General features: G+C 44.9%; 24 protein-coding genes, 1 tRNA gene and 1 riboswitch. Of the genes, 8 read left to right on the forward strand and 17 right to left on the reverse strand.

The features are described 5' to 3' along the window. Positions 1 to 6: 6 nt before the first annotated feature. Genes gcvPB through gcvT form a run of 3 tightly spaced genes read right to left on the reverse strand, consistent with a single transcriptional unit; the run spans position 7 to position 3,936 of the window. Positions 7 to 1,482 carry an aminomethyl-transferring glycine dehydrogenase subunit GcvPB gene (gcvPB, locus tag JNUCC21_RS13055; RefSeq protein WP_007408334.1) on the reverse strand — a complete coding sequence of 492 codons (1,476 nt, stop codon included), beginning with the start codon at positions 1,480 to 1,482 and terminating at the stop codon, positions 7 to 9. Further along, positions 1,475 to 2,821: an aminomethyl-transferring glycine dehydrogenase subunit GcvPA gene (gcvPA, locus tag JNUCC21_RS13060; protein WP_072589379.1), complete on the reverse strand. Its 1,347-nt coding sequence runs from the start codon at positions 2,819 to 2,821 to the stop codon at positions 1,475 to 1,477. The genes gcvPB and gcvPA overlap by 8 nt, the downstream gene beginning before the upstream one ends. Positions 2,822 to 2,835: 14 nt before the next feature. Next, entirely contained in the window at positions 2,836 to 3,936 is a 1,101-nt protein-coding gene (gene gcvT, locus JNUCC21_RS13065; protein WP_032866432.1) for a glycine cleavage system aminomethyltransferase GcvT, read from the reverse strand. A gap of 178 nt (positions 3,937 to 4,114) precedes the next feature. Further along, a riboswitch (glycine riboswitch) is annotated at positions 4,115 to 4,215 on the reverse strand. A gap of 144 nt (positions 4,216 to 4,359) precedes the next feature. Between gcvT and JNUCC21_RS13070 the strand changes: the two genes are divergently transcribed. The 4 genes from JNUCC21_RS13070 to sinR all read left to right on the forward strand — a co-directional run bounded on the left by JNUCC21_RS13070 (position 4,360) and on the right by sinR (position 7,565). Further along, entirely contained in the window at positions 4,360 to 6,030 is a 1,671-nt protein-coding gene (locus tag JNUCC21_RS13070) for a DEAD/DEAH box helicase (RefSeq protein WP_031378948.1), read from the forward strand. A 21-nt stretch (positions 6,031 to 6,051) separates the two neighbouring features. Continuing rightward, entirely contained in the window at positions 6,052 to 6,846 is a 795-nt protein-coding gene (locus JNUCC21_RS13075; RefSeq protein ID WP_014418368.1) for a YqhG family protein, read from the forward strand. Positions 6,847 to 7,022: 176 nt separating this feature from the next. Next, positions 7,023 to 7,196, forward strand: a complete 174-nt coding sequence (gene sinI, locus JNUCC21_RS13080) for an anti-repressor SinI (protein WP_003153105.1) — start codon at positions 7,023 to 7,025, stop codon at positions 7,194 to 7,196. Positions 7,197 to 7,229: 33 nt separating this feature from the next. After that, a complete protein-coding gene (gene sinR / locus JNUCC21_RS13085) occupies positions 7,230 to 7,565 on the forward strand; it encodes a transcriptional regulator SinR (RefSeq protein ID WP_003153104.1) in 336 nt (111 codons plus the stop codon). Between the two features lie 47 nt (positions 7,566 to 7,612). Here the strand turns inward: sinR and tasA are convergent, their stop codons facing one another. The 3 genes from tasA to tapA all read right to left on the reverse strand — a co-directional run bounded on the left by tasA (position 7,613) and on the right by tapA (position 9,690). Next, positions 7,613 to 8,398: a biofilm matrix protein TasA gene (tasA, locus tag JNUCC21_RS13090; RefSeq protein WP_007408329.1), complete on the reverse strand. Its 786-nt coding sequence runs from the start codon at positions 8,396 to 8,398 to the stop codon at positions 7,613 to 7,615. Positions 8,399 to 8,462: 64 nt separating this feature from the next. Further along, positions 8,463 to 9,047 carry a signal peptidase I SipW gene (gene sipW / locus JNUCC21_RS13095; RefSeq protein ID WP_015240205.1) on the reverse strand — a complete coding sequence of 195 codons (585 nt, stop codon included), beginning with the start codon at positions 9,045 to 9,047 and terminating at the stop codon, positions 8,463 to 8,465. Continuing rightward, positions 9,019 to 9,690, reverse strand: a complete 672-nt coding sequence (gene tapA / locus JNUCC21_RS13100; protein ID WP_150941310.1) for an amyloid fiber anchoring/assembly protein TapA — start codon at positions 9,688 to 9,690, stop codon at positions 9,019 to 9,021. Before tapA ends, sipW begins: the two co-directional genes overlap by 29 nt. 258 nt (positions 9,691 to 9,948) lie before the next feature. Here tapA and JNUCC21_RS13105 point away from each other — a divergent pair, with 258 nt between their 5' ends. Next, a complete protein-coding gene (locus tag JNUCC21_RS13105; protein ID WP_012117979.1) occupies positions 9,949 to 10,278 on the forward strand; it encodes a DUF3889 domain-containing protein in 330 nt (109 codons plus the stop codon). A 40-nt stretch (positions 10,279 to 10,318) separates the two neighbouring features. Here the strand turns inward: JNUCC21_RS13105 and JNUCC21_RS13110 are convergent, their stop codons facing one another. The 9 genes from JNUCC21_RS13110 to JNUCC21_RS13150 form a co-directional block, all read right to left on the reverse strand. Next, positions 10,319 to 10,498, reverse strand: a complete 180-nt coding sequence (locus JNUCC21_RS13110; protein WP_003153093.1) for a YqzE family protein — start codon at positions 10,496 to 10,498, stop codon at positions 10,319 to 10,321. Between the two features lie 56 nt (positions 10,499 to 10,554). Further along, the gene (comGG, locus tag JNUCC21_RS13115; RefSeq protein WP_012117980.1) at positions 10,555 to 10,932 is read right to left on the reverse strand and encodes a competence type IV pilus minor pilin ComGG; all 378 of its coding nucleotides are present in this window, start codon (positions 10,930 to 10,932) and stop codon (positions 10,555 to 10,557) included. Next, complete coding sequence (gene comGF, locus JNUCC21_RS13120; protein WP_257474763.1) at positions 10,933 to 11,433, reverse strand: competence type IV pilus minor pilin ComGF; 501 nt, start codon at positions 11,431 to 11,433, stop codon at positions 10,933 to 10,935. Beyond that, positions 11,342 to 11,656: a competence type IV pilus minor pilin ComGE gene (comGE, locus tag JNUCC21_RS13125; RefSeq protein WP_012117982.1), complete on the reverse strand. Its 315-nt coding sequence runs from the start codon at positions 11,654 to 11,656 to the stop codon at positions 11,342 to 11,344. The genes comGF and comGE overlap by 92 nt, the downstream gene beginning before the upstream one ends. After that, positions 11,640 to 12,077: a competence type IV pilus minor pilin ComGD gene (comGD, locus tag JNUCC21_RS13130; RefSeq protein WP_007612572.1), complete on the reverse strand. Its 438-nt coding sequence runs from the start codon at positions 12,075 to 12,077 to the stop codon at positions 11,640 to 11,642. Before comGD ends, comGE begins: the two co-directional genes overlap by 17 nt. Continuing rightward, positions 12,067 to 12,375: a competence type IV pilus major pilin ComGC gene (comGC, locus tag JNUCC21_RS13135; RefSeq protein WP_003153087.1), complete on the reverse strand. Its 309-nt coding sequence runs from the start codon at positions 12,373 to 12,375 to the stop codon at positions 12,067 to 12,069. Before comGC ends, comGD begins: the two co-directional genes overlap by 11 nt. A 4-nt stretch (positions 12,376 to 12,379) precedes the next feature. Continuing rightward, positions 12,380 to 13,417: a competence type IV pilus assembly protein ComGB gene (gene comGB / locus JNUCC21_RS13140; RefSeq protein WP_218791295.1), complete on the reverse strand. Its 1,038-nt coding sequence runs from the start codon at positions 13,415 to 13,417 to the stop codon at positions 12,380 to 12,382. Further along, the gene (comGA, locus tag JNUCC21_RS13145; RefSeq protein WP_007408320.1) at positions 13,404 to 14,474 is read right to left on the reverse strand and encodes a competence type IV pilus ATPase ComGA; all 1,071 of its coding nucleotides are present in this window, start codon (positions 14,472 to 14,474) and stop codon (positions 13,404 to 13,406) included. The genes comGB and comGA overlap by 14 nt, the downstream gene beginning before the upstream one ends. A 192-nt stretch (positions 14,475 to 14,666) precedes the next feature. Continuing rightward, positions 14,667 to 15,617 carry a magnesium transporter CorA family protein gene (locus tag JNUCC21_RS13150; protein ID WP_007408319.1) on the reverse strand — a complete coding sequence of 317 codons (951 nt, stop codon included), beginning with the start codon at positions 15,615 to 15,617 and terminating at the stop codon, positions 14,667 to 14,669. Positions 15,618 to 15,762: 145 nt separating this feature from the next. Between JNUCC21_RS13150 and JNUCC21_RS13155 the strand changes: the two genes are divergently transcribed. Further along, positions 15,763 to 17,064: a hemolysin family protein gene (locus tag JNUCC21_RS13155; protein ID WP_369878206.1), complete on the forward strand. Its 1,302-nt coding sequence runs from the start codon at positions 15,763 to 15,765 to the stop codon at positions 17,062 to 17,064. Between the two features lie 37 nt (positions 17,065 to 17,101). Here JNUCC21_RS13155 and JNUCC21_RS13160 read toward each other — a convergent pair whose 3' ends face one another. Then, positions 17,102 to 17,932: an STAS domain-containing protein gene (locus JNUCC21_RS13160; protein ID WP_029326073.1), complete on the reverse strand. Its 831-nt coding sequence runs from the start codon at positions 17,930 to 17,932 to the stop codon at positions 17,102 to 17,104. A 71-nt stretch (positions 17,933 to 18,003) separates the two neighbouring features. Here JNUCC21_RS13160 and JNUCC21_RS13165 point away from each other — a divergent pair. After that, positions 18,004 to 18,074, forward strand: a tRNA-Gln gene (locus tag JNUCC21_RS13165). 64 nt (positions 18,075 to 18,138) lie between these two features. Here the strand turns inward: JNUCC21_RS13165 and JNUCC21_RS13170 are convergent. Further along, a complete protein-coding gene (locus JNUCC21_RS13170) occupies positions 18,139 to 18,519 on the reverse strand; it encodes a Spx/MgsR family RNA polymerase-binding regulatory protein (RefSeq protein WP_038459192.1) in 381 nt (126 codons plus the stop codon). A gap of 236 nt (positions 18,520 to 18,755) precedes the next feature. Here JNUCC21_RS13170 and JNUCC21_RS13175 point away from each other — a divergent pair, with 236 nt between their 5' ends. Then, positions 18,756 to 19,001, forward strand: coding sequence for a DUF2626 domain-containing protein (locus tag JNUCC21_RS13175; protein ID WP_003153078.1), 246 nt, complete (start codon positions 18,756 to 18,758; stop codon positions 18,999 to 19,001). The last annotated feature ends 14 nt before the right edge of the window (positions 19,002 to 19,015 follow it).

The raw sequence follows: 19,015 nt of genomic DNA on the forward strand, positions 1-19,015 counted from the left end.
ACCGTGTCAGCGGCTGCCGTCAAGTGTACGTTCGTATTTTAAAACGGGCTTTCTTGCCGCCTTGGTTTCATCCATTCTTTTGACAACTGTTGTATGCGGCGCCTCCTGAACGATTTCAGGCGATTCCTCCGCTTCCCGCGCAATTTGAATCATGGCATCTATAAACGCATCTAGCGTTTCCTTTGATTCCGTTTCCGTCGGTTCGATCATGATGCTTTCTTCAACATTGAGAGGAAAATACACAGTCGGCGGATGATAGCCGAAATCCAAAAGCCGTTTGGCAATATCAAGCGTTCGTACGCCGAGCTTTTTCTGCCTTCTTCCCGATAACACAAATTCATGCTTGCAATGACGGTCATACGGGAGATCATAATAAGGCGCGAGTCTTCTCATCATATAATTTGCATTTAAAACCGCGTTTTCGGTCACAGCTTTTAAGCCGTCAGGCCCCATGGACCGGATATACGTGTAGGCTCTGACATTAATGCCGAAGTTGCCGTAATAAGGTTTTACACGCCCGATCGACTGCGGCCGGTCATAGTCAAAAGTCAAACGCCCCTCTTTTTTCGTGAGAACGGGTTTCGGCAGATACGGAATGAATTCTTTTTTCACGCCGACCGGACCTGAGCCCGGTCCTCCCCCGCCGTGCGGCCCGGTAAATGTTTTATGCAGATTAAGGTGAACGACGTCAAATCCCATATCTCCCGGTCTTGCTTTACTTAAAACGGCATTTAAATTCGCTCCGTCATAATAAAGCTTTCCGCCGGCCTGATGGACGATTTCAGCCATTTCCGTAATGTTTTCCTCAAATAACCCGAGGGTGTTCGGATTCGTCAGCATCAGCGCCGCTGTTTCTTCGTTTACCGCTCTTTTCAAATCTTCAATGTCAACCAGCCCGTGCTCATTTGACTTAACGGTAATCGTTTCAAAACCGGCGACCGTGGCGGATGCCGGATTCGTACCGTGGGCTGAATCAGGGACAATCACCTTCGTCCGTCCGAAGTCTCCCCGCGCTTCGTGATAGGCGCGGATCATCATCAGGCCGGTCCATTCGCCGTGAGCGCCCGCCGCAGGCTGCAGCGTCACCTCGTCCATGCCCGTAATCTCCTCCAAGTGTCCGCTTAAATCGTATAAAAGCTCAAGCGCCCCCTGAACCGTGTCCTCGTCCTGAAGCGGATGAATGGCGGAAAAACCTGCGATCCGGGCAATTTTTTCATTTAATTTCGGATTGTATTTCATCGTACAGGAGCCGAGCGGATAAAAGCCTGAATCAACTCCGTGGTTCCTCTTAGAAAGAGCGGTATAATGCCGCATAATATCGAGCTCTGATACTTCCGGCAGCTTTGCGTCTTCATCGCGGATATAGTCACCGGGAAGAAGGCTTTCAAGCTCTGTTTCCGGCACATCAAGCTCCGGAAGGCTGTAACCGATACGCCCTTCGCGGGACATTTCAAAAATAAGCGCCTGATCTTGATTATTCATGTTGATCCCCCAATCCCGCAATAAGCGAATCGATCTCTTCTTTTGTTCTCAGCTCTGTGACGGCAATGAGCATATGCTGATTCAGTTCCGGATACGCAAGGCCTAAGTCATATCCGCCGATTATGCCGTCTTGCAGGAGCCGCCGGTTTGCTTCCTTGACGGGAAGATTCAGCCTGACGGCAAATTCATTAAATATCGGGCCGTCAAATGCTACGTGCAAGCCGGCTTTTTCCGCTTGGCGTCTCGCGTAATCAGCTTTCAATATATTTTGGCGGGCCATGTCTTTGACGCCGTTTTTTCCGAGCGCCGTCATCGCGGCTGAAGCCGCTAAAGCATTCAGCGCCTGATTTGAACAAATGTTAGACGTGGCTTTGTCTCTTCTGATATGCTGCTCGCGCGCCTGAAGAGTGAGAACAAAACCTCTTCGCCCGTTTTCATCCTCCGTTTGGCCGACAAGCCGGCCCGGCACCTTTCTCATCAGTTTTTTCGTTACTGCAAAATAGCCGCAGTGCGGGCCGCCGAACGCCGCAGGTATGCCGAAAGGCTGCGCGTCCCCGACGACGATATCAGCTCCGTATGCCCCGGGCGGTCTCAAAATACCGAGCGCGAGCGGGTTTGAAGAAACAATCAGCTGGCTGTTTCCTTTATGTGCGAGCGGCTCAATGTCCTTTAACGGCTCGATTTGTCCAAAGAAGTTCGGATACTGGACGATCACGGCGGCCGTTTCATCACAAACGGCATGTTCCAATGCTTCAAGATCTGTGACGCCGTTTTTCGCGGGCACCTCTACAACCTCAATATATTGGCCCTTTGCGTATGTTTTCAAAACATCCCGCGATTCCGGATGAACGGCTGCGGAAATGACGATTTTTTTCTTTTTCGTATGTCCCGACGCAAGCATCGCCGCTTCCGCCAGCGCCGTTCCCCCGTCGTACATAGAGGAGTTTGCGATATCCATTCCCGTTAATTCACAGATCATCGTTTGAAATTCAAAAATCGCCTGCAGCTCTCCTTGTGAGATTTCAGGCTGGTAAGGCGTATATGCCGTGTAAAACTCTGATCGGGATATCACATGATCGACGATAACCGGCTGGTAGTGATCGTACACTCCTGCACCCAGAAAAGATGCATATGTAACAGCGTCTTTATTTTTCGCCGCAAGCTTCGTCAGCTCTCTCGTCAGCTCTGTTTCTGATTTTGCTTTTTTAATTTGGTAGTCTTTTTGAAACCGTACATTTTCCGGAATATCGGCAAACAGTTCATCAATTGTTTCTGCGCCGATGGCTTTCAGCATTTCTTTTTTATCCTGTTCTGTCGCGGGCAAATATCGATGCTTCATATGACTCTCCTTTTTCAGCTCTGTTTTGGACGTTTATAAAACGGTGTGCGGACAATCTTCGCTTTTACCGTTTTTTTACGGATTTCCACTTCTACTTCCGTTCCGACTTCACTGAATTCCGTTTTGATTAAGGCAAGGCCGATATTTTTCTTTAAAGTCGGAGATTGCGTGCCTGTCGTGATTTCACCGATCGGAACACCGTCTTTTTTCACGGCGTACCCGTGTCTCGGAATCCCTTTTTCAATCATCTCAAGTCCGACCAGCTTTCGCGGGGCTCCTTTTTCTTTCTGTTCGCGCAATACAGACTTCCCGAAAAAATCGGAATCTTTCTTGTGTTTCACGGCAAATCCGATTCCGGCTTCAATCGGTGTAATATCTTTCGTCAATTCCTGACCGTATAAAGCAAGCTTCGCTTCAAATCTCAGCGTATCACGGGCGCCGAGGCCGCACGGAACGAGGCCTTCATGCTCTCCCGCTGCAAGTATCTCCTTAAATAGATGAACCGCATCTTCATTGCGGCAATATAACTCAAATCCGTCTTCACCGGTATAGCCTGTTCTTGAAAGCAGGACTTGTCGTCCGGCAACGTCCGCCCCATCAATAAATGTAAACGGCTTTAAGGAGGACAAATCACATTCAGTCAGCTTCGTAAGAACCGACTGAGCATTCGGCCCCTGAACAGCAAGCAGTGAAATCCCGTCAGACTGATTCGTCAGCGTGACATCGCCTTCCGCATGTTCCGTCAGCCAGGCGATGTCTTTTTCAATATTAGACGCGTTAATCACGAGCAGATAGCAGCTCTCGCTTTTCTGATAGATCAGCAAGTCATCGACCGTACCGCCGTCAGGATAACACATGGCGGTATAAAGCGCGTTTCCCGGCTTTAAATCGGCAACGTCATTTGTCATCATTTTTTGCAGAAAAGACAGGGCGTCTTTACCGGATACTTCAACTTCTCCCATATGGGACACATCAAACAGGCCCGCTTTTGTGCGGACGGCTTCATGCTCCTCTTTAATAGAAGAAAATTGAACCGGCAGCTCCCATCCTCCAAAATCAATCGTTTTTCCGCCGTATTCTTTATACACGTCATAAAGCGGTGTTCGTTTCAGCATCATCTTCCCCCTTCAGTCATTGGCGCATTGTAAAAACATATAAAAAAGGACAGAGAAACACCTCATGAAAATGAAGGTTTCTCTGTCCCGGCACCTGAAAGTTTACTTTATGAACATATCATAAAGACGTCCTCTTTGGTGGCCTGCTTCTTCTAAGTGCAGACACTCTCCAGAGTTGCGTCGAGCAAGAGTTCTTTTGCCTGAGAGATTCACTCCGCAGTTTGCTCCTTCGGCGCCCGGACGCCCATCTTTCGTCCGAGTCTCTCCCCTTGCTGTCATTCGCTCATATTTACCAATTTTATGGACATACTAAAGCAATATCTTTTAGTGAAATCATTACTTATATCCTACCACCCTCATTTACGTCCGGCAACAAAAATTATGATAAATCAGTTTTTTAAAAGAAAGGCGGTTTTGTTACATATGACAGCAGAGATCATATTTGATGCAAACTGGCCGGGAGAGTTTTCTGAGCGGCTGAAAACGGACGGTCCCTGGTCAAATTGGGAGATGTACAAACTGTCGGCTGAAGTCCAGCAGACCCTTGCCATTCCTGAATTTGAAGGATTGAGGGCTCCTTTATACCTGCCCGATTTCACTCCGCTTCCCCATCAGCTTGAGGTCGCGCAGAAAGTCGTTGAAAAAATGAACGGCAAGGCGATTTTGGCTGATGAAGTGGGGCTCGGAAAAACGGTGGAAGCGGGCCTGATTTTAAAAGAATATATGATTCGCGGGCTGGCCAAAAAAATCCTGATTCTTGTGCCGGCATCACTCGTTTCCCAGTGGGTGAAAGAGCTTCAGGAGAAGTTTTTAATACCCGCTGTTGAACAGAAGAAAAGCTATGTGTGGGAACAGTGCGATATCGTCGTTTCTTCTATTGATACGGCCAAACGCTCGCCTCACAAAGACATTGTGCTTTCTATTCCGTATGATCTCGTCATTATTGACGAGGCGCACAAGCTCAAAAACAGCAAAACGAAAAATTATGAATTTGCGAGAAGTCTTGTGAAGAAATACTGCCTGCTTCTGACGGCGACGCCGATTCAAAACCGGATCGAAGAAATCTTCAATTTAGTGTCACTGTTAAAGCCCGGCCATTTAGGAAACGAAAGCGGATTTCAAGAAACCTTCAATCAGAAGGACGGGATTGACGCTCATGAGCATTTGAAAGAACTCGTCAATAAGGTGATGATCCGCAACACGCGGAGCGACACCGGCCTTACATGGACGAAGCGCCATGTGGAAACAGTGCCGATCACCTTTTCACCGACGGAACAGGCGCTTTACGATGACATCGCCGCACTGAAAAACGGCACGGAAAAGCCCGCAAGCGCATTTTCCATTATGACGCTGCAAAGAGAGTGCTGTTCAAGCAGGGAAGCCGTGTATATGACGCTCAAAAAAATGCTTGACCAAAAAGACAAACAAGCGCCCGCATTCGATGATCAGACGATCGCTAATTTAATGGACCGCATCAATCAAGTCACGCAAAACTCAAAAGCGATTCAAGTTGTTGACTTGATCCAAAAGATTAATGATAAAGTCATTATTTTTACTGAATACAGGGCGACACAGATTTACCTGCAATGGTTCCTTCAGCAGAACGGCATAAGCTCCGTTCCGTTCAGAGGCGGATTTAAGCGCGGAAAAAAAGACTGGATGAAGGATCTCTTCCGCGGCAAAGTGCAGGTGCTGATCGCTACAGAAGCCGGAGGCGAAGGGATCAACCTGCAATTCTGCAACCATATTATCAATTATGACCTCCCGTGGAACCCGATGCGGCTTGAACAAAGAATCGGAAGGATTCACAGACTCGGTCAGGAAAGAGATGTCCATATCTACAATATGGCGACAAAACATACGGTGGAAGAGCATATTTTAAAACTTCTGTATGACAAAATTCATTTATTTGAAAATGTCGTCGGAGAATTAGATGACATTTTAACAAAAATCAAAGTGAGCAATTTTGAAGACCATTTGCATGATATTTTATGCCATTCGCTGACAGAGGAAGAAATGAGAATCAAAATGGACAATCTCACCTCTTTTCTGTCGTACGGTACGGAAAAGCCCGCCAGAAAAAAAGGATCTTAATCTAAAAGGAGGAAGCGCGACATGAGACAGCAGGAGGTTCACGAATTTTTACTGCGCTTTTTTGAAGCGAACCACTGTCCGATTACAGAACACGGGCCGGGTTTTATGACGGTTCAGTTGACGGTCGAGATGGACAAACAAATTATGAACCGCCCGTTTTATTGGCATTGGCGTGAAAAAACGGGCGGCGAACCGAACCCGATGAAGATCACGTTCATCACTGATAAAGAAACGGCTCCGGAGGATATGGACGGCGAATTTATTTACTTTGGAGCCCCGCGCCTCTTTCAAATCTTTCAAGCAGTTAAACAAAATGGGAGATTTACAAGAATATATGAGAAAATTGTATCAGCCGGAGCCAGAGTGCCGCTTCAGCCCTGGCTTGGATTAAATGTAGTGATTTCATACCAATCCGACATGAAAAAAGACAGACTTTTGTCTTTAGGCCTGCATCTTGTTTCTGGAACAATTATAGAAGGGTTTCAGCAGAAGCTTGCACCGCTTCCGCTGACCTCGCAAATATCAGACTATTGCTTTACCATATCGCCGATGATTAAGCCGGAAAGCGGAATTAAAAGAATGGAGCATTACTTAAAAGACGCTGCCGCCAAAGAGCCGTCAGACTGGGCTGACAGCGCGATCGCCAGATGGAAAAAGGACCTCAGGCTGCTCGATCAGTTTTATGAGCAGACAGAGGAAAAACCTGAGGAATACCATTTGGAAAAACAAGCGCTGAAAGCCTTATATCAGCCGAAAATTCACATTCAGATCGAAAACGGCGGTTTATTTTTCCTGCAAAGTAATTTTTCTGGATAAGCGTTATCCATTCGACACCTTTCCCGTTTTTTCTGGAAATTCTATATTATAATAAAAGTATATAGAAAAAATTTCTGGCGTTTCGCATGCGATGAATCACTTCCAGACATGTAAAGATAAGGTCATGGGCGGATTGGCTGAAATACATAAACAAGTATTTTAGGAGGAGAAAATGCATGAAAAATGCAAAAATGGAATTTTCGCAATTAGATAAGGAATGGGTTGAGCTGATATTAGAAGCCCAAAAAGCAAATATCAGCCTAGAAGAAATACGCAAATACCTGCTTTCGCATAAAAAGTCTTCTCAACATATCCAGGCAGCCAGAAGTCATACCGTAAATCCTTTCTGAATGTGCTATAATATCACAAGGAAGGTGATGACATTGATTGGCCAGCGTATTAAACAATACCGAAAAGAAAAAGGCTACTCACTATCAGAACTAGCTGAAAAAGCTGGGGTAGCGAAGTCTTATTTAAGCTCAATAGAACGAAATTTACAGACGAACCCCTCCATTCAATTTCTCGAAAAAGTCTCCGCTGTTCTGGACGTCTCGGTTCATACTTTACTTGATGAAAAACATGAAACCGAATACGATGGTCAATTAGATAGTGAATGGGAGAAATTAGTTCGCGATGCGATGACATCCGGGGTATCAAAAAAACAATTTCGTGAATTTTTAGATTATCAAAAATGGAGAAAAGCGCAAAAAGAGGAGTAGTGCCGCCATATGTGCACAACTCCTCTTTTAACTGTCCGACTTTCGGATTAGTTTTTATCCTCACTGTGAGCCTTTTCATTTTCCTTGACGTAACCGTCTTTATCCGTATGATCTTTCGTAATGGTCAAGCCGTTCCATTGCGTTGCTTCAAAAGAGAATTGAAGAGAAATCGCATTGCCTTGGAACTTGTTTTGCACACTTAATCCGTCCGCAGTTTTTGCGGTGTCATTTTTAAATTGGATTTCCATTCTCACCTGGTCATAATCAGCAGGCGTTTTCGGAACTCCGTCGTACTCAGGAGCTGTTTTGCCGTTAATGGTTGCTACATTGACTTTTCCGCTCTCACTCAGGAATTTCGGATCAATGTGCTTGCTGATCGCTTCGGCAGCTGCTTTATCCTGTTTTGTTGACATTAAGTATAAGTCTTTCAGGCTGGCCGCCTTCAAAATGATATTTTTAGGATAGCCGTTGCCCCCTTCTTTACCGACTGTCAGAACCGTAATTTCAAACTGACTGAGGAAATCCTCCGCAGATTCATTTCCTTTCTTTGCTCCTTTAAAGTCAGTAAAATTCAAAGCCATCAGCACTTCTTTAATAGCAAGTGAACCATTGTTTCTGAATTCAAAATCTTTCGTCAATTTATCACCTGGTTTTAAGTTTGACAAATTGACATTGGCTGATTGTTCTTTAGCCGATAAATCAAGTGTTCCTGACGCAAATGTAGCGTCTGTCGACTTCACATCATTAAATGCGGCCCATGTGCCTCCTCCTACTAATGCTAAACCGAGTGCGGCTGAGGCAACGCCCAAGCTTAATTTCTTTTTCATACCCATGTTTGTACTCTCCCCTTACTTTTTATTTTTGTTATCAAATCCTGTCGCCAGGTTGCAACCGTATTCATGTGGAGATGGTTCCCTTTTTCGCATGTTCTTCCAGCGCTTTCGTTTTCCGCTCAATATCGCGGAGGGCGCTGACGATGACTGTTATTGAGTAAATCAAAAGCATGACGCCGGGAACGATTAACAGAATCGCCGTTCCGATCGGCTGGCTGGCCAAATGGATGACATATCCGGCATACGGAAGCTGATATCCCGTATACTGGGCCGCCACTTTTTCAGCTTGAACGGGTGCGGCATCCGGGGCGGCATTATGGTCCCCTTTTGTCTCAAACAGCAGGTTCCCGTCCTTTTTTGTGATACCGATTATTCTGTGTGTGACGGCTGTTCCGTCATCTTGCGTAAAGGTGATCACATCCCCTTTTTCTAAGTCATTCACGTCAGAAATTTTCTTTACCGCTATGAGCGAACCCGTCTTAAATTCCGGGTCCATTGAACCCGACAGCACGGATTTCAGCGTATAGCCGAAGATGGCCGGCTCACCCCCGGAAGCCCGGGTCGAAATCACCGTTAACGTCAGCACAATAATCAAGCTGAAGATGACGGCATACAAAATATTACTGATCAGTTTCAGCGTTTTTTTCATGTTCTTCCCCGCTTTCTTTTACCGGCTCAGCCGGCTCTTTCTCCGTTTTCTTTAGATCGGAAACGGTCGCCTGTTCCCGGCATTTGACGAGTTTCATCGGTTTTGACCACTCAAATTTTTCTTCGTCCGCCGGATACCCTTCAGGCTTGTAAACCTTGAATGCGTATATGCCTGGCTTCAAAGACCGCTTTGACTTAATTTTATAAATCGTTTTGCTTTTTTTATCAGTAATAAGCCCTTTTTCCACAACATTGCCGTTTCGTAAAGGCTGCTGCTGAGAAGCGATTTTATGGAGCTCCCATTTCCAGTCAGAAACAGTCCGCTCTTTTCCCTTATTCTCCAGCTCGGCATAGAGCTGAAGCGGCGCACACACGGTGCCTGACGTATCAGTTTGATTTGTTATATGTAAATCACTTTGATCCCAGCGTTCGTCATAACGGCAATCGTCATCCGCATATTGAAAATCTCCGCACGTTTGAACCTGGAGACTGAAGCTTTTCACATCATTGAAGGAGGAACTTGTATCACCTGTGAACTGAGCACATATCGTCACGGACAGGCAAAAAATGAACGAAAGCCGTAAAAATAGCATCATCCGCCATCTCACCTTGCCCTTTTTTTCCATTCGCAACAATCGGAACATGCCTTACCCCCTGTAAAACTGTTAATAAATATGACAACCGTTCTCTTTAAAGAACTGTATGAACAAAGTATAATCAAGGATTATCGTCTTGAAAAATGTCAAAATCGGTCAAATTGTTCGTTTTTGAGAATGGTATCTTTTAAAAACAGCGTTTTGCTTCAAATTACACACCTTTTTGGAATTTTTTCTAATAAAACGTGAGAAAATAACGATGTGCCTAGAACAAAATGGAAAGTATATACAGCGAAAGGACGAAGAATGATGATCAAACAAAGTCTGATTTGCCTTTCTCTTCTTGTTTTCGGGGTTTCAGGAACAGCTCAGGCGGAAACGGTGCCTTATTATGCTGTTCACCATAAATCAAAATGGGAAAAGTTAGCAGAAAAGGAAGCTAAAAAAAGATATCCTCTCGCCCAAACGTTATTTATTCAAAAGGTGTGGGATCGGAAAAGAACGGACGAAGCAGTCAAGCAATACCACTTGACATTGCGGGATGGCGCAAAAGAATTTGGCGTGTTTGTTACGATTTCTTTTAATCCCTACAGCCAAAAGGTAAATAAAATTGCCGTCATTGAGGAATACCAATAAGGCCCTCCTGTATCAGGAGGACCTTTCGTGTGATTCAACTTTATTTTTTCCGCTGCATCCACAGCTTAAAACTATACGGCAATATTCCGAACCAGTGCTGAGAAGCCGGCACTTTCTTTTCTTTCCGCACTTCTTTTCGCTCTCTCCGTTCCTGTTTCGGCGTATCGAAATATTTAACGAATTGCTCAGTCATATATTTTACATAATCATTTGTTTTCACGGCTCTCACCTCATAGTGCTGTCTTTACTATGAAGTGTTGTCCCGCCGCCTCTTTTTTATACTTCCGTCCATTGAATCAGCTGTTTCTTCTTCTGATCGAACAAAAGGTGAGCCTCCCGTCTCGTTCCTGTCGTTGTTTCCGCCTGAATTGTAACCTGAACCGTTTCCCGGCGATCACTCCCCGTGATGTGAAAAGAAACGGTGCCATACGGAAAACGCTGTGTACCAGTTTGGACCTTTTGTCCCTGTGTCATATGGCGGCTTGACAGCAGCACGCCGTTTTGGAGCAGATTCTCTCCGATCCAGTACTCCCCGGCCTCTTTTGCAAATGTTTTTCGGGTGATGAAATCAGACGAAGTATAACTGATGACAAGTAAAACTGCGGCAGAAACAAACAGAACCGCGGGATATATAAAACCGTCAGATTTGTACATTTAATCACCTTTAAAAGAGCTGTAAACCGGAATGACCGCCTGATTCTTTTGACCTGCAACGCTTGAGATCTCTAATAAGAGCAGGCCGTTTTTCACATCAGCCGTTAATGATGCCGCGTTTTGAAGGATCGGCACGTGGCCTTTTCCGTTTACTCTTTTCCTTATCATCTTATGATAAATTTCAAAACGCACTTCTTCGCCTCCTGTTTTCCGGCATGCTAACGCCCGTCCGCCGTCCGCCGGCTTCACAGCCTCAGCCTGTTTACATTCGTTCATGATCTGCTGAACGGCAATTTGATGCTCCCGGCTGTCTAATCCGCCGTTATCGGCCCGGTTTGATAAAAACAGATGTAAAATCGGGCCCAAGGTGCCTGATAGGAAAAGACAGACTGCCAAGGAGAACAAAACATTAAGAAGCGTAAAGCCAGTCTGTTTTGAGAATGCTGAGGCACATTTCTTTTTCGCTGCGGTCAGCCGTACACACTTTGTAATACTCACCATCCTCCTTCCACTTCACACCGGGAGAGGGCGGCTTTTTTCCGGTCATCATATAAGTGCTGATATGTTTCTGAAGAAGCTGGTACGCTTCCTGGCGATCTTCTATTTTCAGACCATCTGTCAGCATGCCCGTCCAGACCGGAATGATAGACGTCATAAGGAACAGCCAAATGGCCATTGCTGATAGTGTTTCAATAGTAGAGAACCCCTTATTTCCGTTTAGCATGGACATTTCCGCTCCCTAAGTAAACTGTGATCTCATAGGTGAACCCGGCGCTCTTCAATTGAATCTTTCCTCCCGAATTCGGATGGCCTTTTTCGTTAAATTCAAGGCTCTCCGGTAAAGTCACAAGTGTAATGTGAAGCGAGTCAAAAGAACGCTCGACAATCCTTCCGCCTGACTGCAGTTTGTATTTATGCTCTTTTGGAAGAAAAGTGATTTTTGTTCTTTTATGTTCTGCGATAGCCGTTTCCTGAGCAAGCTGAATATCTTTTTGGAGCTGCTCTGTTTTTTGCCGCACGGCAAGGTGGGTGCAGACCGGCGGAACCGTCGTGAACAAAACCGTCAGCAGGACGGACGCCAGGCTTAACACAATCAGGCTTTCAAGAAGGGTAAACCCATTTTCTGTCCGCCTGTTATTGTTCAACTGTAACTTCTCCGCCACTAATTAAGATCTGTTTACCATTCGGGCAGGCTGTATTCTTTTTGATATACCCCTCTGATTGTAAATCGTTCATATCCGGCATTTTACCTTCATGATCGATTTCGTACGCCGTCACTTGGGCTTTCACCATATTCTGCAGTCCTTCACAGCCTTTATGCTGAATGCTTTGATTATGTTTTGTAACGTTAGGAATGGTGATTAAAAGCAGAATGGAAACGATAAATAAAACGATCAGCATTTCAATTAAAGTAAATCCATCTTGATTTTTCAGACGAAGCACTCCCTTACATTTGGTTCATCATCTGGTACATCGGCATCAGCATTGACATGTAGACAATTAAAATCATACCGGCCACAACACCGTAAATGACAGGCTGGAGAATGCCGGTATACTTCGCCGCGTTTTGTTCAAGACGCTCCATCATAAACTGGCTGTACGTATAAAGTTCGCGGTGAAGCCGGCCGTTTGCCTGTCCGTGGCTGACTGCAGCCGCAAGGTCTTTTTCATAACACGGATGCCCGGAAAGAGCGGATTCTATGGTTTCTCCGGCTTTCAGACGTGTAATGAGCATCTCTGCTTCTTCACGATAAAAAGGCAGAAAAGATTGTTCTTTAAAAGCTGTTAAGCTGTCATAGATAGATAGGCCGGATTTCAGAAGACTGCTGAGCTGTAAAGAGAAAAAGTAGCTGTTAAAAAGAACGGCCGCTTTTCCCAAGAGGGGTATTTTCACAACAATCAGCATTTTATCTTGCGGGGATTTTTTCTTACATAAGAACCAAACATACAAAAACAAGCAGAAAGCGGCGGACAGCGCCAGTGCGCAGGCTTCATGAAAATGCCCAAAAAATGCAAAGATGAAAGCAGTCGCACCGGATGTATTCATATTCATTGATTGATAAATCCCAGAAAACTGCGGAATAATTAAAGTTTGCAGGATATAAAACATGACGCAGACGGAAGATATTAAAAACATCGGATACCGGAGCATTTTTTTGATTTGATTCGTCTGCATAAGCTTTCTCTGTAACAAGTCGCCGCTTTGTTTCATCGCCCCCGGCAATTCCCCGTGTTTCTCCGCGAAATAGCAGATAGAGACGGCTTCTTTGTGAAAAGACAGTGCCTCAAGCACTTGGTAAAACGCATCACCTTCCCTCAGCCGGCGGATTCCGTCCGTCAGCTCTGCAAGCTGACGTTTATGCAGCTGGAGTTTCAGCAGCCTGAGCCCTTCAATCAGACTGTATCCTTTTTCTGTCATTTCACCGAGCCTTTTCAAAAAAGCCGCTTGATCCTTCAAGGGCCAGGTTCGTTTAATCCGCTTCATGATACACCCACCGATCGTAATTGTCGGTCGTGACATAGCCGAGTGCAATTCCTTTTCTGATCAGCCTGCGGAGCGTCTGATATTGAAAATTGGCGTGCTCTCCCTTTGCTTCCTGAAAGCATTGGGTGAGGTTTTTCCCGTAGAGCAGTTCATAAATGCCCGCACGGCGTGTCTGCCTGTACATCCGGCAGTACACGGAACAGTTTTCCTCTTTGCAGAACGGACATGTTAAATCAACCAGACGCTGAGCGGCAATGGCAATGACGGTTTGTTCAATTTCTGTCATGTTCACGCCGAACTCCAGCAGCCTGTATATGGCGCCCTTAGCATCTCTTGTATGCAGGCTTGAAAGAACGAGGTGTCCCGTCATGGCCGCGCGGACTGCGATTTCAGCCGTCTCGGCATCCCTGATTTCCCCTAAGATGATCATATCGGGATCATGTCTTAAAATCGCTTTTAAACCGGCGGAATATGTGACTCCGGCTTTTTCATTCACCTGAACTTGCAGCACATCCTCATCTCTTGTTTCTACGGGGTCTTCAAGCGTGACAATCCGCCGGTTGAAATGCCTTTTTGCATAGTTGACAAGCGAGTAAAGAGTGGTCGTTTTTCCAGATCCGGTGGGGCCGGTAAACAGAAGCAGACCGTGCGAATGCTTCAGAAAGGACAATAGTGCGGCGCCCGCCCCCCGAAATAAGGACAATTTATCCAGAGGGGGAATCTGCCGCTTAGGCAAAAGCCTGATGACAAGACTTTCATCATTCATTGTCGGCAAGGTTGACATTCTCAAATGAACGGTTTCCGTCGGAAGCGGCAGAGACAATGACCCGTTTTGCGGCTTACGTCTTTCTCCTATATCCATGGCCGATAAAAACTTAAAATGAGAAATTAGCCTTACGCATTCCTCTTTTTTTAAGACTCTTTTTTTCACAAGAGCATGGCCGATGCGAAAATGAATGAAAGCATCCTTTTCTCTCGGCACAATGTGTATATCTGAAGCCCTTGCCGTATAGGCCTCGTTTATGATGTTCCTGCTGTATGTTTCTATATTTTCCACAAGACTTCCCTCCTTCCGCACGTATTGTAAATCAGATACACAAAAGCCGGCAAAGGAGAGATTATGCGTTTTACAGTGTGTAAAACGTAAAAAAATAAAAAATAAGCCACCTGACATTGATTTACCGAATGAAATCCGGAACCATTCGGCCATTTTCAGCCATCAAAAAAAGCAGGCGTATGCCTGCTCTTCTTAGCGTTTCTTTTCTTTCCGCAAATATTTTTTTTGATGCTCCCTCAAAATGTCCCCTGTCCAGCCTTTCTGCCGCAGATAAATATAAATCAGCAGGGTTGATACAATAATGAGCACGATGGAACAGATATACGCATATTTCCAATGAAGCTCCGGCATGTTATCAAAGTTCATCCCCCAGAGAGCTCCAAGCGCCGTCATCGGTGTAAAGAGAGTTGTAAAGATTGTCAAGGCTTTCACAATTTCATTTCCTCTTTGGGAGGTAATGACTTCCTCGGCGTGCAGCAGATTGCTCAATTCCTGATCAAACTCATTGATATATGTAATTCCTCTTTCCATCTTTTGATGGGCTCTGAGGTAATCTTTCTGCCTGTCATTCTTCGGAAGAAAAGCTTCTTTTAAAGCCATTTCCACTTTTTTAGCCCCCAGTGTAAGGCCTTTCCAAATGAACAGCTCATGGCGCAGTTTATGCACATTTTCCAAGATTCCTTTGCTGTTGTCATCATGAATCTGCCATTTCAGCGTCCGCTGCTTGACTTCAAATTCATCCAGTCCGATCAGATAGGAATTCATCAGCTCTCCCAGCAGAACAAAAAAGCCTTCAATCGGATTTTCACAGGTTTGGATCTGCTGTGTGGCATGCTTTTCTTTTACACCGCGCAGCAGCGAAAAATCAAAATTAATTGTAAAAAAGAAGTCTCTCGTAATATAAAAGTGAAATACGGTATGGTTTTTTTCATCATCTAATCCTTGATGATAGATTAAAGAACCGAAAACCGCTTCATTATTCTGATCATTTGTATCTGAGCGCAGAAAGTTTATATGATTTTCATGTTCAAACCACTTTTCGCATTGCGGCCAGTGATTGTGATGAATCATTTTTTTCGCTTCTGTTTTTTCATGCGGCCCGAGCTGGTACCACAGCCAGTCCGCACCCGAATGTACCTTCATCTCTTGTCATCCTCCAGTATCGCTTTCTTGTTTTATTACCGTAAATGAAGCAGGCTAAACCAGGTTCGATGTTTGAGCAGCTTTCTACAGTGGTATTATTCCGAAAAAAGGGAGGTGCAAGCCTTCCTTCGCGGAAGGCGTTACATTGTATATCATCAAACTGTCTGCCATCGTACTATTTATTTTATTAACGGCGTGTTTTGTCGCCATAGAGTTTTCAATCGTTAAAGCAAGGCGCTCCCGCATTAATCAGCTCATTGAGGAAGATGTAAAAGGAGCAAAAGCAGCCAAGCATGTCATTACACACCTCGATGAATATTTATCGGCGTGCCAATTGGGTATCACCGTCACCGCTTTGGGAATCGGCTGGCTGGGTGAACCGACAGTCAAAGCAATGCTTCAGCCGTTATTTTTAAAGACCGGAGTTCACGAAGCGGTTGCCCAAGTACTGTCATTGATCATCGCCTTTCTGCTGGTTACATATGTGAATGTCGTCATCGGCGAACTCGCCCCGAAAAGTTTTGCTATCCAAAAAGCCGAGCGGATTACACTTTTGTCTGCCAGACCGATGATTTTGTTTTATAAGTTAATGTTTCCGTTCATCTGGCTGCTCAATCATTCCGCCCGCCTGATTACAGCTATGTTCGGCTTGAAGCCTGCTTCCGAACATGAAATGGCTTATACGGAAGAGGAATTGCGGGTGCTCCTTGCCGAAAGCTATCGAAGCGGCATGATCAAAAAAAGCGAGCTCCATTACGTAAATAACATTTTTACATTTGATAAGCGCACTGCCAAAGAAATTATGGTGCCCCGGAATGAAATGGTGAGCCTGCCGTTAGACAGCGGATCGGGACATATGCTCCGGGGCATTATTAAAACAAATAAATATACCCGGTATCCCGTAGTAAAAGGAGATAAAGATCATGTAGTCGGCATCATCAATATAAAAGAAGTTTTATTCAGATTCCTGTCAGAAGGAGCGGCGTTTACAAAACACGAACTCAGCCCTTACATCCAGCCGGCGATCCATGTGATTGAGACGATTCCGATTTATCAATTATTCGTTAAAATGCAGCGGGAACACGCCCATATGGCCATTCTCATTGATGAGTACGGCGGAACCGCGGGATTAGTAACGGCGGAAGATATCATTGAAGAGATCGTCGGCGAAATCCGCGACGAATTTGATACGGACGAAACACCTTCCGTTCAAAAGCTTGGGGAGAACCGCTATCTCCTGAACGCCAAATTGCTGATCAGTAACGTCAATGATTTACTCGGAACAGAGATTACGGCTGATCAAGTCGATACACTCGGGGGCTGGTTTCTTACTCAGCATATTGACGCGAAGCCCGGGAGCACCATTGATTTTGAAGGCTACACATTTACGGTAAAAGAAATCGACAGCCATCATATCATTACGATTGAAGCTGACAAAGCTGAATAGCTGAGGGAGAAATCCCTCCCGGCCATTCAGCTTTTTATCATCTTAATGATTCTTTTACGATAAATCCGTTTTTTGCCAGTGCTTTCGCCAGACTCTGCTCCGTTTTCACCTGAGAAAAATCGATGCCGAGCTTCACGACGGTCTGCGCGATTTCCGGCCTGATGCCTGAGATTGTCGTTTCTATGCCAATAAGTTTTGTGCTGTCAATCACTTTAAAAATCTGATAAGCGACCATCGTATCCACAATCGGCACACCTGATATATCTAAAAATAAATAAGAAAGACGGAGTGAAGAACATTGATCAAGCACCGATTCCAAAATCATTTTTGCCCGGTAGGTGTCAATTTCACCGACGAGCGGCAAAATTCCAATACCGTCGGCAATCGGCATAATCGGCGCGCTTAGTTCGTTAATCATTTCTTTTTGGGCGTTTAATTGTGTAACCGTCACTTTATAATATTCCTCTGTAAACACTTCAATCATATGGTCAATTGCTTTGTTCAGCTTCTCTCCCCAATGGAATACCGCATTCGCCCCAGGCTTCTCAGACATCGTTTCACAGCATGTCTGTATGCGGTTCCAGACCAATCTCCGGAATTCTTTAAAGCTCGTGACGCTTTCATAGACCGGTACTTCATGGACGGCCCGGTCCCTTGCGAACTGAAGCGCCCACTTTGTCAGCTCCTCTTCCCCGCCGTCTTTTTCGGATAGAATGCCGGCAACGATTTCAATTAACAAACGGTGCTGCATTTCCGCTTTCTGATCATCTGAAGGCCGCCCCGATTTTGGTATGAGCAGCCACTGGCGTGTGATTTCACCTGATTCTTCAATTAAGGTTCGAGATAATGTTTCATTCAAATGTTTCACAGGTCTCCTCCATTCAAATTCCTTTGTATGTATAAATCGGCGCCTGACGCACATACTGTAATTACATCCGATGGGCTATAGCCAAGCGGTAAGGCAATGGACTTTGACTCCGTGATCGTTGGTTCGAATCCAGCTAGCCCAGTCCCGCAACCGCAAAAAACGAAGATTAGCTGATAAATTTTGATCAGCGGATCTTCGTTTTTCTCTTATGATACAGATTGATGTATCGTTTTTTTCTTCGTCAGCTTCATCAGTTCTCCTGGATTGTATCCGATAACGAGCTTATTGCGATCGATCAGAATCGGACGCCGCAGCAGTTTCGGCTTCTCAGTCAAAAGCTTCAGCACTTCATTTACAGTCATTTCTTCAATGTTCAGGTTGAGATTTTTAAATGTTTGGCTTCTCGTCGCCAATATTTCATCAATTCCTTCGGTCGTTAATGATAGGATCTGCTTCAATTCATCAATTGTCGGTGTCTCCCTGAATAGATGGCGCTCTTGAAAGTCAACATTGTGGGCTTTTAACCAATGTTTCGTTTTTCGGCATGATGTGCAGCTCGGGTATGAATAAAAAATAAGTTCTTTCATTTTTAAAAATTCCTCCCTCGGATAATCCGTCTCTTTGTTAACATAAGTACCCTGAACTTTTTTTCATTAAACATATTTCAAAAAGATTTTTCGGATCTTTTTCAGAGAGCGGCATAAGATATAAAACACAGGGAAAGACATAAATTCCACAATAAATATAATCATGAAAATGTTTACATTTTGAGTGCCGATCTATTATAATAAACTTCAGATAGACTCTCGGGAGGGGATAAGGAATGAATCGCATGTTCCGGGTGTTAGGATTTTGGACGGGGATATTTGCAGTCATGTTTTTTTTAGGGGGCATGAAAGACGCTTCACTTTTGTTTTTTGGACAGACGATCTTTTTCGTATTTCTTTCTTATTTGAATCTGACTGAGCGGATGTATATTTATATTTTCGGAGCTTACTTAACCGTATTTTTCGCCGGATTTACATATTACTCTATTTTTATTATGACACCGGGCGGCGGAACCCACTGACAGAAAAAGACAGA

The sequence above is a fragment of the Bacillus sp. JNUCC-21 genome, assembly GCF_041222765.1.
In the GTDB taxonomy this organism is placed as follows: Bacteria; Bacillota; Bacilli; order Bacillales; family Bacillaceae; genus Bacillus; species Bacillus velezensis.